This is a genomic window from Novipirellula sp. (assembly GCF_041583735.1).
Taxonomy (GTDB): Bacteria; Planctomycetota; Planctomycetia; order Pirellulales; family Pirellulaceae; genus Novipirellula.
This window is the reverse complement of sequence record NZ_JBFHFD010000190.1, coordinates 1-13,672: the sequence shown is the minus strand read 5'-3', so window position 1 is coordinate 13,672 and position 13,672 is coordinate 1. Positions and strand designations below refer to the sequence as shown.

11 protein-coding genes are annotated in these 13,672 nt (G+C 55.0%); 5 read left to right on the top strand and 6 right to left on the bottom strand.

The genetic code is table 11. The features are described 5' to 3' along the window. Positions 1-62 precede the first annotated feature (62 nt). The 4 genes from hisB (at position 63) to ABX962_RS15560 (ending at position 3,278) form a co-directional block, all read left to right on the top strand. Positions 63-650: an imidazoleglycerol-phosphate dehydratase HisB gene (gene hisB, locus ABX962_RS15575; RefSeq protein ID WP_372720959.1), complete on the top strand. Its 588-nt coding sequence runs from the start codon at positions 63-65 to the stop codon at positions 648-650. 52 nt (positions 651-702) lie between these two features. Continuing rightward, positions 703-1,896, top strand: a complete 1,194-nt coding sequence (locus ABX962_RS15570; RefSeq protein WP_372720961.1) for a DUF2786 domain-containing protein — start codon at positions 703-705, stop codon at positions 1,894-1,896. Positions 1,897-2,192: 296 nt separating this feature from the next. Next, positions 2,193-2,564, top strand: coding sequence for a hypothetical protein (locus ABX962_RS15565; protein WP_372720957.1), 372 nt, complete (start codon positions 2,193-2,195; stop codon positions 2,562-2,564). Between the two features lie 357 nt (positions 2,565-2,921). After that, complete coding sequence (locus ABX962_RS15560) at positions 2,922-3,278, top strand: VOC family protein (protein WP_372720956.1); 357 nt, start codon at positions 2,922-2,924, stop codon at positions 3,276-3,278. A gap of 220 nt (positions 3,279-3,498) precedes the next feature. Here the strand turns inward: ABX962_RS15560 and ABX962_RS15555 are convergent, their stop codons facing one another. The 6 genes from ABX962_RS15555 to ABX962_RS15530 form a co-directional block, all read right to left on the bottom strand. Next, entirely contained in the window at positions 3,499-5,052 is a 1,554-nt protein-coding gene (locus ABX962_RS15555; RefSeq protein ID WP_372720954.1) for an ammonia-forming cytochrome c nitrite reductase subunit c552, read from the bottom strand. 51 nt (positions 5,053-5,103) lie between these two features. Then, positions 5,104-5,700 (bottom strand): cytochrome c nitrite reductase small subunit, encoded by a 597-nt coding sequence (gene nrfH / locus ABX962_RS15550; RefSeq protein WP_372720952.1) that lies wholly within the window; start codon positions 5,698-5,700, stop codon positions 5,104-5,106. Between the two features lie 534 nt (positions 5,701-6,234). After that, the gene (gatB, locus tag ABX962_RS15545) at positions 6,235-7,704 is read right to left on the bottom strand and encodes an Asp-tRNA(Asn)/Glu-tRNA(Gln) amidotransferase subunit GatB (RefSeq protein ID WP_372720950.1); all 1,470 of its coding nucleotides are present in this window, start codon (positions 7,702-7,704) and stop codon (positions 6,235-6,237) included. A 91-nt stretch (positions 7,705-7,795) separates the two neighbouring features. Next, positions 7,796-9,271, bottom strand: a complete 1,476-nt coding sequence (gene gatA / locus ABX962_RS15540; RefSeq protein WP_372720948.1) for an Asp-tRNA(Asn)/Glu-tRNA(Gln) amidotransferase subunit GatA — start codon at positions 9,269-9,271, stop codon at positions 7,796-7,798. Positions 9,272-9,667: 396 nt separating this feature from the next. Continuing rightward, entirely contained in the window at positions 9,668-10,996 is a 1,329-nt protein-coding gene (locus ABX962_RS15535; RefSeq protein ID WP_372720946.1) for a PAS domain-containing sensor histidine kinase, read from the bottom strand. A gap of 160 nt (positions 10,997-11,156) precedes the next feature. Further along, positions 11,157-11,744: a response regulator gene (locus tag ABX962_RS15530; protein WP_372720944.1), complete on the bottom strand. Its 588-nt coding sequence runs from the start codon at positions 11,742-11,744 to the stop codon at positions 11,157-11,159. 535 nt (positions 11,745-12,279) lie between these two features. Between ABX962_RS15530 and ABX962_RS15525 the strand changes: the two genes are divergently transcribed. Then, positions 12,280-13,635, top strand: a complete 1,356-nt coding sequence (locus ABX962_RS15525) for a rhomboid family intramembrane serine protease (RefSeq protein ID WP_372720942.1) — start codon at positions 12,280-12,282, stop codon at positions 13,633-13,635. Positions 13,636-13,672 lie beyond the last annotated feature (37 nt).

The following is a 13,672-nucleotide window of genomic DNA, read 5'->3' as shown; positions in this document are numbered from 1 at the left end:
GGAACCGATGAACAAATTGATGTCTGCTTGATGTTGCTCGAAAACTACTTGAAGAAAAACGCATGACACGCACCGCAACGATCGCTCGCAAAACGGGCGAAACCGATATCCAATTGACGCTGAACCTCGACGGCGATGGCGGCGGCACACGCGCATCGGGCATCGGTTTTCTCGACCACATGCTCGACCTGCTTGCCAAACACGCGTTGATCGATTTGGATGTAACGGCGAAAGGCGATCTTCATGTCGACGATCATCACACCGCCGAAGATATCGGCATCGCACTTGGCCAAGCGATGCACGAAGCGTTGGGCAACCGAGCGGGAATCCGACGCTATGGGCACTTCACACTGCCGATGGACGAATGTTTGGTGACCGCCGCGGTGGATCTCGGTGGCCGCTATGCGTTTGAGTACCACGCGCCGATTGCTGCGGCAAAGATCGGCACATTTGACAGCGAATTGGTGGAACATTTCTGGCAATCGTTTGCGGCGAATTCGCACAGCAATCTGCACGTCGTGTTGCACCACGGCCGCAACTCGCACCACATCGCCGAATGCGTTTTCAAAGCGACCGCACGAGCGATCCGGATGGCGGCTGAAAGCGACCCACGAAGCGATGCGATCCCAAGCACCAAAGGCGTGCTATAGCGACGGATCGATCAAAACCGGTGCCCTGAGACGCGATTCGATTAGGTGAGTGATGGAATTTATCTGGAATGACGGCGGGCGGGCAGCCAGCGGGTTTGTGGGACTGACCGGCGACTGCGTCACTCGTTCGATCGCGATCGCCACGGGAACAAGTTACCGCGATGTCTATCGCGAACTTGGTGAGGTGAGCAATAAAACCCCTCGCAATGGAGTTTGCACGCATCATAGCGAGGCTTACTTAAAACAGCTGCGTTGGCAATACACACCGGGCCGCGGACAGCGGTTCCTTGCCGACTCGCTGCCCAAAGGGGTCGTGGTGGTTCATTTGGAAATGCCCACACGACGACGTCACGGTCACTTCTGTACCGTGATTGATCACGTGATCCATGACACGTGGAACCCCAGCGAAGAACCCGACTATCAAATCGTGGGTTACTGGACGTGTGTGGCGACGGCGAGTGAAACCACCCTGCCCTGCCCTGCACCGGGGTCATCGCAAAATGCCGAGCAGGTGACGACGCAAAAGGAATTCGACAAGATCCTGCATCGGCTCCGCGCGTTGGACAGCACGGCCAACAACCACGCCAGCACCGAAGGCGAGAAACGCAATGCGTTGCGAATGATGCAGAACTTGATGCTGCGACACAACCTGTCGCGCGAAGACATCCGCGACGATGACAATGTCGAAAGCGTCTGCTTTACCCGTCGAGCGTGCCCGGTCAACGGACGCCGAGCCTGCGCGTGGGAAAAATGGCTAGCCGCCTACTTGGTCACAGAAATCTTCCCGATGACAGGCTGGTATTACGGAGTCAAAGGCAATCGGACCTTGTTTTGGTTCTACGGGCCGGTCGAGGACGTCCAGAACTGTATCACGCTGTTTCGAGAACTGTTACTGACGATAGCGACGGCGGCCCAATTGCAATACGGCGGCCATTCGCGTGGCAGCGGAGCGTCGTATGCCGAAGGCTATGTTCGCGGTCTGCCTCGCCACCATTCGTCTGACGAAGATGACGCCGGCCAACCGAGCGAAGTGGTCAGCGAAACCGCCTTGGTGCATGCTCGCACGATGGCGGTTCAAGACGCCGCACGAAAATGGCTTCGATTGGAATGCGGCGTCTCGATCGTGACAACGTACGGAAGCGGCCGCAATCAACACGATCCGGCTGCGGCAGATCGAGGCAAGCGGCACGGCGCGAAACATGACGTCACCGCCGAGAACGGCCGCAAACGGCTTGGATTCTCCTAAGGCGGCTTTGCATGACTCCTATACTGCTGGCGCGGGCAAGTCTAACCACCGCGGCGACGTCCTCTGCTGCCATAAGTACTGTCTGTACGCACTGTCGTTGACGGATCATCTCTGGCGCCCGGTCATAACGGTCGCCGTTGATTCGGGTTTCAGCATCCAAATGGCAAACGGGTGAGACAACGCATTTCGACTAATGGGGGGATCCACCCTGACACCGCTACTAGAAACAGGTCATAATGGCGGCAGACAGTCACGTAACGAATACCGTCACGTAACCAATACTCATGGAGGATGTGATGATCTTGTTCAAGCACTCATTCCGCCCCGGCGATTGGGTGATTTATCGCAAACAGAAGAGCAGTACCACGCCCGGCCCACGTGCTGAAAATGTGCACGCGGCGTCCAAGGGCAATCTGTATCGTTACACCGTCGATAAGTACTGGGTCGTCGAATCGATCACCGAAGAGGGCCGCGTCTTGCTTCGCACCCGCCGTGGCAAACGTCACACCGCAGACCCAAACGATCCTCAACTACGAAAAGCTCGTTTCTGGGTACGATGGCTCTACCGTGATCGCTTCGAGGCGGCCCAGTCGGGTGCCGAGACGACCAATGCCCCCAGCGGAACCTCAACCGATTCACGGGCCGACGATCCACCAGCCAACGATTGAACGAGCGACCGAGACTCGGCCCACTCCGTGTTTTGCGAAAGGTCTTCGCGATTTCCATTCGCTTCGTCGACGCGCGAAAAAGGCAACCGACGGGGGAAAAGGAGTGTCTCGGGGGGAAACTGGCGAAAGTCCGCTTGCTCTGCGATCTCCTGTTCAATCCGACGGCCACTGCGACGAGCGCACCTTCGGAGCAAAGAGAGGTTAAATGATGGAAGGTTAGAAAATGGGGATGCATGGGCGCGCCGTGCCGGACGCGGACGCTGATGGCCTTCTCCTTTTTCTGTCGCCCGCATCATTTTGCCATTCTTTTGGCAGCGAGATTTGACGCATGCTTACCACCTGAATCAGAGAAATCGGATGAATCAAGTTAGATGTAACCTGATCGTCATTCGGTCGCACCAGGCAGAGCAAGCATCCTCGTTCTATTCTGCCCTAGGACTCGAATTCCTTAAGCACCGACACGGCAATGGTCCGGAGCACTACGCAGCCGAACTGGAAAACTGCACGTTTGAGATTTACCCTCTTGCCGCCGATGCTCCGCCAACGACCGAGACTCGCATCGGATTCGCAGTGTCAGACGTTGAGACTGCGTTTTCTGACTTATTACGCGCTGGCGGTAAATCCATCCGTCCCCCCAAACCGTCCGCCTGGGGGCTACGTGCCGTGGTAAGTGATCTCGATGGACATCGAATCGAGTTGACACAAACGCAATAGTGGTCCCAAGAATCGAAACTAAACTTGCGCTATCTAAACTACCTCGGAATGCCGAGTTTCTAACTGCCAGCCACGAGCCTTCAACCGTTCCGATCATCCGCCGAAAGTCTTGACGACTTTCGCTACGAGAGCCGCAAAGATGGCCGAAAGTCTTGACGGCTTTCGCTACGGGGACGGCAAAGGTGACCGAAAGTCTTGGCGACTTTCGCTACTGCAACCATTACTTCGTCGCCACTTCGTTGGATTCTGACTCATTGGCTTTCCAGCCTAGCTTGTAGGCGGCGGCTTGGGCTTGGCGGCTGTAGTCGATCGATTCGCCTAAAATCCGCGCGGCTTCTTGGTCGGCGTGAAAGCCTTTCGAATTTTCGCTGCTGATGTAGTCCAATCGCCACATCGCTTTGCGCTGCAGATCACGGATCGGTTTTATCTGAGCTTCGGTGGCACCGTTTTCTTGTGCCATCACGATCGCATCGAGCATCTCGGTCATGGCGACAGCCGCGCGATCGATAAGAGCTCGTGTGCGATCCTGGATCGTATCGACGCGTGCTTGCAACTCGGTCTCGGACACGTTGTGACACGTCTGACACGCCTTATTGATATTCAGCATCGGGCTGCGAACCCAGTGGCTACTGACTTTGGTTGCTCCCTGCTTCTCGTACGGCATGTGACAATCACTACAACTGACTCCGGCGCGAGCATGAATCCCCTGGCTCCACAATTCAAACTCAGGATGCTGAGCCTTGTAGACCTTGGTTCCGGTTTCTTTGTGGACGAAGTCGTAGAACTCGCCACCGTCATCGGGGAATTCTGTTTCATCCCATTCCTGCTCGAGATCCTCGACCTTCAGCCCGTTGCCCCAGGGGAAGGTTAAGGTCATTTTGTTGGCACAGTAGTACTCAACATGGCATTGCCCACATACGAACGAGCGGAGTTCTTGACGTGACGCATCGGTGTTGGGATCGTAAGGGGTCTCTGAGCCTGAATCACGCCACTTTTGAATGCTTGGCAAATGGGGAACGGGATCGTCGCTGCGAGCAAGTTTTGCGATTCCATCAATGAACCCAGGACGAGTGACACGGATCTTCATCGTGTCCGGATCGTGACAATCGATGCACGAAACCGGATGGGCACTGCCCATATGCGGATCGCCTTCGGTGGCCTGGGTGACGCCGTCATGCGTCTTTAGCAACTCGGCGTGAACCTCCTCGTACGGTTTGCGGCTGACCGCTCGGAAACCCGCCATCACTGCTTCTTGGTTAAACCCTTCGGCCAGTTTGGCTTCGCTAACTTCTTCCCCTGCTTGCTCGAGTCCAATCCGGCGATAGGTCGGAATGATCGAGGCGTGGCAATGCAAACAGGCGCCGGACTGTTTGAAATCGGTCACCCGTTTGGTGACCTCTTGATCGTGCAGCATAAAGGCGTGCCCGCGAGCTTCGCGATAGTCGACGCTAAAGGCATAGCCGTCGTACAATCGTTTCAGCCAAGGATCCTGCTCGAGCTTACTTGGCGTGAACGCATGATTCCCGCCGTACTCGGTACGCTCGGTATCGGCGGTTCTCAAATAACCTTCGTATTGCAGCGGAAAATTGACGCCCCACGGTTCGGGGTCGGTACTCACTTCGTTGACTTCGACCAATCGCACAAACGGTTTTCTCGCTTCCTGCTTGCGTTCGAAGATACTGACAAGCAACGCCACGACACCGACCGTAGCCATCGCTACCAATGTCGTCAGCACCATCAACAAGCCAAAACCGCGTGATTTTTTGGATTCCATTTAACGAAAACCATGCTCAAAGAGAAGTGAGTAAAAAAGCAGAATAAAACACTAACGCTGGGCATGGCCTACATCGGCGTGACAGTGCACGCACGACTGCATGTCTTCGCCCTTAACCGCTGGCAACATCGAGTGCACGAAATCTTTGTGGCAATCCACACACGTGCTCTGCGTCACTCGCTTGTTACGCGGCTTGATTTGAATCGGATCTTTGTAGTTACCTAGCGTGAACGCCAGCGAATGAAAGAAACCATTGTCCGCCTTGGTCACCCATTTGCCGATCGCATCGTGAGGCAAATGACAATCGTTGCAAACCGCAACGTGATGATGGCTCGAGTGCTGCCACGAATCGAAGTGACTCTGCATCGCGTGACAATTAATACACATCACCGGGTCGCTACTCATATAACTGGCCCCTTTGCCGTACCCAAACGTGAATGTGCCTAACCCGACGAGCATCCCGACCAAGACGACAAAGAAGAGGGAAACACGACCAAAGCGACGCCATCCGGCGGGTGACTTCGTGGCGTTATCGGATGATTGCGGTATTGATGGTTCCATCCGCCGCTCGACTACTTTCAGATAAGGAGGTTGCAACACGTTGCCGCTGGCCCCTGCAACTTGAGCCGCTGAACGTGGTGCGATCAACAACCTTTTGTGGCCTGTAGCGATGCTACAGCATCTAGGCCACGTTCGAAGCCGACAACCGCAAATTGAACGCCGAACAAAAAAATTCAGCGGATATTTTGCCACCTTACTTTCAACCGAGCATCGACGCACAGAAGTGTGCGAATGGGATCAGAGCGACCGTTAGAAAGTGCAAAGATAGATTCGGCACGGCGAGCAATTGAACACGGAGCTCGGTTCGTCGTCGTCAGCGTCCAATGGCATCGACTTCGGGTAGCGGTACGGCGCGAGCCGTCCGGTTGCAGCGAGTAAAACGTTCGACATTGACCGGGCAGCTCGCGCCGCTTCGCTACAAAAAACACCCGGCTAGCACCAAAGTAGATAACATTGGCCGAAAGGCACCGGGTACCGCGTGGGCCCCGGCCGCTGACGCGTCACGGCTCAATAAATCAACAAGTCGTTGACGAGTTCCGCTTCGAAATGCTTCACAGCGTTGGCCGTGGGCGATCGCAACGTGTGGATAGTAACTTCCTATCCACATCGGTCCGTGCTGACTTAGGACTGGATCAGCCGCAGCAAGGTTTCACGGACTTTGCCGGGATTGGCGTTGGGGTTCTTCTTTTTAGCTTGTCCGATCAACGCCCCCAGCGCTTGCACCTTGCCGCCCTGCACATCGGCAACGACTTGCGGATTCGCGTCAAGCAGTTCTTGGCAGAGCGCATCCAACTCGCTGCTATCGACCTTTTCGATCCCTAGCGACTTCATTGCTTCGTCGACCGTCACGTTGTGCTCGAGCATGTATGCGAACACATCACGAGCACGTGCATTGTCGATCTCGCCAGCGGAGACCTTTTTTAACAATGCCCCCAACTGGTCACTCGAAACCGCAAACGCTTCGATCGATGTGTCTTGCTCTTTCAGAGTTCGCATCACATCTTGTTGGATCCACGAACTTGATCGCTTAGCGTCTCCGGAGACTTCGGCCGATCGCTCAAAATAGGCGATCATTGCCGGGCCTTGATTGACGATCACGTTGGCATCGTAAGTCTTTAATCCGTACTGGCCTTGCAATCGGTTGATCGTTGCTTGAGGCAATTCGCCAAGCGTTAGCCTCGCCTGTTCAATGCGCTCGGACGGGATACGGATTGGCAGCAAGTCGGGATCGGGAAAGTAACGATAGTCGGCCGATTCTTCCTTTTCACGCTGAATGAAGGTCCGTTCTTTCGAATCGTCCCAGCCCCGCGTCGTTTTGGCTCGATCATCGATCGTCAATCCGTCGGCTTCCCAGTCGATGTACTGTCGCTCGATCTCGTACTCCAGCGCCCGCTCGACAGCGCGGAAGCTGTTCATATTTTTGACTTCGACGATCGGTGTGGCGATCTTTTTGCCATCGGTTTCGATGTGCAGGTTCACGTTGGCATCCACACGAAGACTACCTTCTTGCATCTCGCAATCGGAAACATCTAGATGCATCAGGATCAATTTCAACTGCGTCAAATACTCGCGGACCTCAGCCGCTGAACGCAGATCGGGCTGGCTAACGATTTCCAGTAGCGGCGTGCCACAGCGGTTCAAGTCAATTCGCGTATCGCTCTTTCCAGCGACCTCGTCATGCATACTCTTGCCCGCATCCTCTTCGAGATGCGCACGAATGATGCCGATATGGCGAGTGCTTTCGTCATCGGCGGGATCGACAATCTCGAGATAACCATCGGCACAGATTGGCAAATCAAATTGGCTGATCTGATACCCTTTGGGCAAATCGGGATAGAAGTATTGCTTGCGATCCCACTTGGTCATCTCTGGGATCGAACAATTGATCGCCAACCCGGTGCGGATCGCCAAATCGATCGCTGCTTCGTTGATCACTGGAAGTGCGCCGGGAAGCCCCAGACACACCGGACAGACCTGCGTGTTCGGCGGCGCCCCAAATTCCGTACTGCAACCACAAAACAGTTTCGTTTTTGTCTTGAGTTGAACGTGAACTTCCAGCCCGATGACGGTGGTGACTTGATGAGTGGACATTGGCGCAAGTGAATGGGGGGTGACGGTGCGATCACGAGCCGTGTGCGGACTCGCAAGTCAGTGTCTTGAAAAAAGGCAATACAGCGTGAAATCAGTGGGAAGGACGTTTTTGGTGATGATCGGTGGCGGTTTGAAATGCGTTGGCCGCAAACAACAAACGCGACTCCTCGAGCGCAGGTGCTTGCAATTGAATACCAATTGGCAAACCTGCCGAATCGCTTCCGCCGGGCAATGAGATCGCGGGCAGCCCAGCTAGATTGGCACCGACGGTGAACAAATCGCAAAGGTACATTTGCAGTGGATCATCAATTTTGTCGCCCAACGGGAATGCGGTCGATGGTGTAACCGGGCCAAGCAGCAAATCGACTTGCGAGAACGCGGCGTCGAAATCGCCTTTGATCAAACGGCGAACCTTCAACGCTTGGTTGTAATACTTGTCGGTGTAACCTTCGCTCAGCGCATACGTCCCGACCATGATGCGGCGTTTGACTTCGGAACCAAAGCCTTCTTCGCGACTGCGACAATAAGCCGAGACCAGCGGGCCGTCGGGGCTGTGCATGTCGATCGAATCGGTGCGATGACCGTAATGAGCACCATCGTATCGCGACAAGTTGCTGCTGGCTTCACAAGGAGCGATCACATAGTAGGTCGGAACCCAATACTTGCTGTGTGGCAGATTGACTTCGATAATCTCGGCACCTTGACTCTGGAACACCTTGGCCGCCTCGTTGACGACGTCCATGATCGCCGGATCAATGCCTGCGGTTTCCGCAGTCTCGCTGAGTACACCGATTCGCAAGCCACGTAAATCGGACGACTGCAGTACATCGGTATACTTGGGTACAAATTGATTCAGCGAAGTCGAGTCGCGTGGTTCAAATCCAGCGATCGCTTCCAACAGAAGTGCGACATCGGGCACCGACCACGCCATCGGGCCGACTTGATCCAAGCTGCTGGCGAACGCGACCAACCCATAACGGCTGACGCGTCCATAAGTCGGCTTCATCCCCGTGATCCCACAGAACGCGGCGGGTTGCCGAATCGAACCACCGGTATCGGTCCCCAGACTCAGCGGCACCGAGCCGGCTGCAACACAAGCGGCCGCGCCACCGCTGCTGCCGCCTGGCGTGCGATTGGTATCCCACGGGTTTCGTGTCAGCCCAAATGCACTGGTTTCGGTGCTGGCGCCCATCGCAAATTCGTCCATGTTCGTTTTGCCGATGATTACGGCATCGGCTTCGCGAAGTTTGCTGACGACGGTGGCATCGTAGGGTGGGCGAAAATCTTTGAGCATTCGCGAGGAACACGTGGTCGGCATGTCGTTGGTGCAGAGCACGTCTTTGACCGCCACGGGGACGCCAGCCAAGATGCCAAGCGGCTCGCCAGCGGCGCGTTTGGCATCGACGCGTCGAGCCGCCTCGATGGCCTGTTCCGCCGCGACATGAGTGAACGCGTTGATCGAGTCTTGGGTGTCGCGGACCGACGCCAACGCTTTTTCAGCAATCTCAACTGCGGTTAAATCGCCATTTTCTTGCAATCGAACCAATTCCAAGGCGGAATCTAGCATGGTTTCTGCATCAATCGTAAAGTGGAAACGTGTTCAAGCGAAAAAGAATTATTGGAGATCGCCGGCCAGCCGACTACCGGGCTATGTTTTCGATGTTTTTAGCGTCTTCGGCGATTTTGGATGCTTGCAGATTTGCCGTTGCGGCAGCCACTTTGGGCGTTTGCTGCGGTGCGACAAGAGACGAAGCGGGAGCCTCGAAAGAAGTGCGTTCCCAGGCAGAGCCCAACACCATGAACAATCTTCAGGCTGGAAATTGCAGCATTTGCGTTTCGTAGCTTCGCTCGCCAGAGCGTGGATTGTTCGCGTCCGTTGTGAATCACCACCTTCTGGCGAAGGTAGCTACTAGGAATATCGTTGACGGCGTCAGGCAGAGCTCGGGAACGAAGATTTTATCCGCTACGAAGGCAACTTGCCCATTGTGATCGTGGCGACACAACCGACTGCCCCACCGGCGAGCGTGATGTCGGCGTTGTGCAACTTGGCAATCCGGTAGGCTCGGCACAGCCCCAGCCCAAGCCCGCGGCCGGCTTCGCGGCCGCTAAAGTAGGGATCAAACGCGTGTTCGCGTGCCGCACGCGAGAGTCCAGGGCCGCTGTCGGCTACGTGAATCAAGATGCGAGTCGCCTCGGGGACAACCGAGACCACAATCGTGCCGGACGACCCGATCGCTTCGATCGAATTTCGCAGTAAGACTCGCAGCGTTTCGCCAAACATCGGTTCATCAAGGTCAAACCAAAGCTCGCCAACGGGAGTCTCGGTTTCCAAACGGATGGACAGCGAATCAGCCTCGTCGACAAATTCATCCGCAACCGACCGCACCAACTTGTTCAGATCACACTGCGAGGTCTCCGGTAGCGGCGGATTCGCGTAGAACATCAAGTCGGCAATCATCTGGTGAGCTCGATAGACTTGGTCGACGATCTTTTGCAGTGACGCACTTCGCTGCGGATCGGCTTCGCCCTGCTTTAATTGTTGAGCTCGCGTCGAGATATTCGCCAACGGATTGTTGATCTCGTGACTGAGTCCGTAAGCAAATTGTTTGAGCGCAGCGAGTTTTTGAGTATGAAGTCGACGATCAAACGATCGCTCGAGCGTGCGGGTGTTTTGCATTTGCCGAGCAAGCTGATGAAGCGAATCGGCCGCCGCGATCTCAGGCGCTGGCGAAGGAACCGCACCGTTCAGCTCCGCGGCGGTGAAGCTGAGACTCGGCCATCGATCTCGCCATGACGCAGCAACACTCGGGCCGGTCACCTCGAGCCAGAGCGTCGCATCCGCAAGCCATTGTTCGACCGGCAGCGTTCTGAAATACGCATCCAGTTCGCTCCAGCGTGATCGGATTGCCGACGTGACCACGGGCGCCCCTAAAAACGCATCCCCCTCGGCAAACTGTGTGATTGCGTTTTCGGCAAGCCAAGCTGCTAAGCCGGTCAACGACGTCGAATCACCGGGAAACGACGCAGCAGCGAAAATCAACAGCGGCGGATCGGTCCGCAACGCTTCGATTGTTCGCTGGAGCGTGATCGGATCCGGCGTTGGCGAAACGTCGCCTGAAATGCCTTGTTCGAGGTGCTTTCCCTGCTCGGCCTGATCACCAATGGTTAGCGGATCCGTTTCATGGCTGCGCAACAGCAACCCCGTCAAACACTCGGTAGCAACGAGCGAACGGGGCAGCCACCATCGACTGGATTCGAAACGCAGGCTGGGCAACAAGTGGGTTGGGGACATCACGCTAAGAAGACCATCCGTGTCGCACTTGTATTGTTATCTCAACAACTCGCACCCAGTCTGAGAGCCGATGACAGGCTAGAAGCCTATCCTACAGGACAGGCTGAAAGCCTATCCCACGACAGAGGCTCGAAGCCGAATTCCGTTATCGCGTGACCGCTTAATTGATCACGCCGCGTTCGATTTCGAGCAGGTCGCACGAACGGTTGATCAAATCATCGATCGCGAACGGCTTTTGCATGAAATCGTTTGCACCGGCCGCTTTCAAAGCGTCGACTTTGTTGTGCTCGACCATCCCCGAGATACACAGGATCTTGACCATATCCATCGCGGGATCGCTGCGAACACGTTGGCATACTTCTTTGCCGTTGATATCAGGCAACATCACGTCCAAGATCACCAGATCGGGGCGAAACTCTTTCACTCCCATTCCGGCGTCGAAACCGTTGTTTGCGGTGCGGATGTCGAAACGTCCGTCACGCGAGAAACCTTCGCTGATCAGTTCGACCAAATCTTGATCGTCGTCCACGATCAGCAGTTTCTTTTTGCCGCTTTCAAGTGCGTCGGTGGGAATTCCGTTTTCCTTCATGAACATGAAAAGTTGTTCACGTGGAATGCGTCGGAATTTACTTCCGGGGACACGAAACCCCTTTAACGAACCGTTGTCGAAACAACGGATAATCGTTTGCTGGCTGACCTTACAAATCTTGGCCGCTTCGCCTGTCGTGAAGACCGTCTTAATGGTCATGGCAGAAACCATCCTCCCTGCATGACGAGCCGTTACATTGTGAATCCTGGAGCTTTGAACATGACCTCGGCGTATTGCAACATGCAGCCCAATACAGCGTGTCTCGTCCAAAGACAGACCATCATGATGTCACTTGCTAGCAAATGTAAGTTAATGATTCGTTGTGCATCCGATACACAAGTCACCCAACCGTTCACCACGAGTCTTTGTTTAGCAAACTTCCCGTTCCCCGCACTAGCACATTACCGAGCTAAAGTGTGCGAAAAACGCAAGCAGCAAGAAACTCCGAGTCCCCCTGCCTTACCAAGCTTGCCTCACCAACGAATTCTATCGAGTTGACACAGTGGGTCAAGATCGATTTGAATTCCATAAGTCCCGTATTCATCGGAACTTAAGGATTCCAGCCCGCGTTTTTTGGATTTTGTGGGGCGTGTAGTCCCCAGAATTAGTGGAACGCGAGTTCGCCGGATGCTCCAATTAACTTGTACTCCTGTGAAGGCTCTACGTCCGATCTACCGCGTGCAATCATCTGCCAATGATCCTTATCGCCCCGTACACGACTGATGCTCCGGTCTACCACCTGCCGATCGTGACAGGCGGATTAGTTGCGACCAATATTGTGATCTTTTGCCTCACCACGCTCCAGGTCGCCTTGGGCAATGTGGAAGTGGAGTCGATTGAGTGGCTGATCCTTCAATTCGACACGATCAATCCGCTGCAGTGGATCAGCTGCGCATTCATGCATGCCGACTTGATGCATTTGCTGGGAAACATGTTGTTCCTGTGGGCGTTTGGATTGGTTGTCGAAGGCAAGATAGGAAACCTGCCGTTTTTGGCGTTGTACCTTTTGATGGCCTTGGTCGGCGGCATCATTGTCCAGCTTCCCATGTTCATCTTGGGCAGCGAAGGCGGCGCTCTCGGAGCCTCGGGCGTGATTTTCTCGTTGCTGGTGATCGCAATGTTGTGGGCCCCTGAAAACGAAATGGATTGCTTCTGGGTCGTCGGCTTTCGCATGGGGACGTTCGAGGTACGAATCATCAGCTTGGCTTCGGCGTTTCTAATGATGCAGCTTGCGTTTTTGGCATTAGGAGGCTTTTCAATGTCGTCGGAAATGCTGCACTTGATCGGCGTGGCGGTAGGATTGCCGATTGGCCTATTGATGTTGCGGCAAGATTGGGTGGACTGCGAAGGCTGGGACGTCGTCTCGCGAAACGCGTGGCTACAACAGTACAACTTGTTCTGCAGCGATAAGCAGCGTATCGCGAAGTCTCGCAGGACGTCTGAGCATGATGACCCCATCGCAGCAGCGCTCGGAACTCGCTCTACACCGGTAGTCATGAACACCGCAGTCGCATCCCGCCGTGCCGTCCCGAAACCGGAGACGGCGAAACCCAAACCTGAACAGAAAACCGGCGTCAATCCACTGTTTTCGAAGCTGCGCCCGAGGACGAAAGAAACCGCAACTGCGGCGGAGCAGCCCAACGCCCAAGACCATCCTGAATTCAACCGACTGGTGCACCTGCTGAGACAGGCCATTGATTCATCGAGTGCAATCATCGCGCAACAACACTTCCAGCGACTGGAACAACTGAAACTCAGCAGCGGTCTATCCGACACGCTGTTGGCCGCCTACGCCAAGTTGCTTGCCAGCAAGAAGATGTATATCGAAGCGATCCGACCTCTTACCCTCGTTGCGATTCACGGTGGGGTTCAGTCGAATCAAGCACGATTGCGAATCGGCCAAATCCAATGGACTGTTCAAAAAAATCAGCAAGCGGCCGAGACCACGTTGCGTGGGATCGTGATCCCGCAGGACGCGATGAGCGAGGCCAACCAAAAAGTGATCACGATGCGTGATCAACTACTGAAACAGATTGCAATGTCAAAGTAGCCGTAGGGCCAACACTGTGAAGCATTTTCTCGTAGCG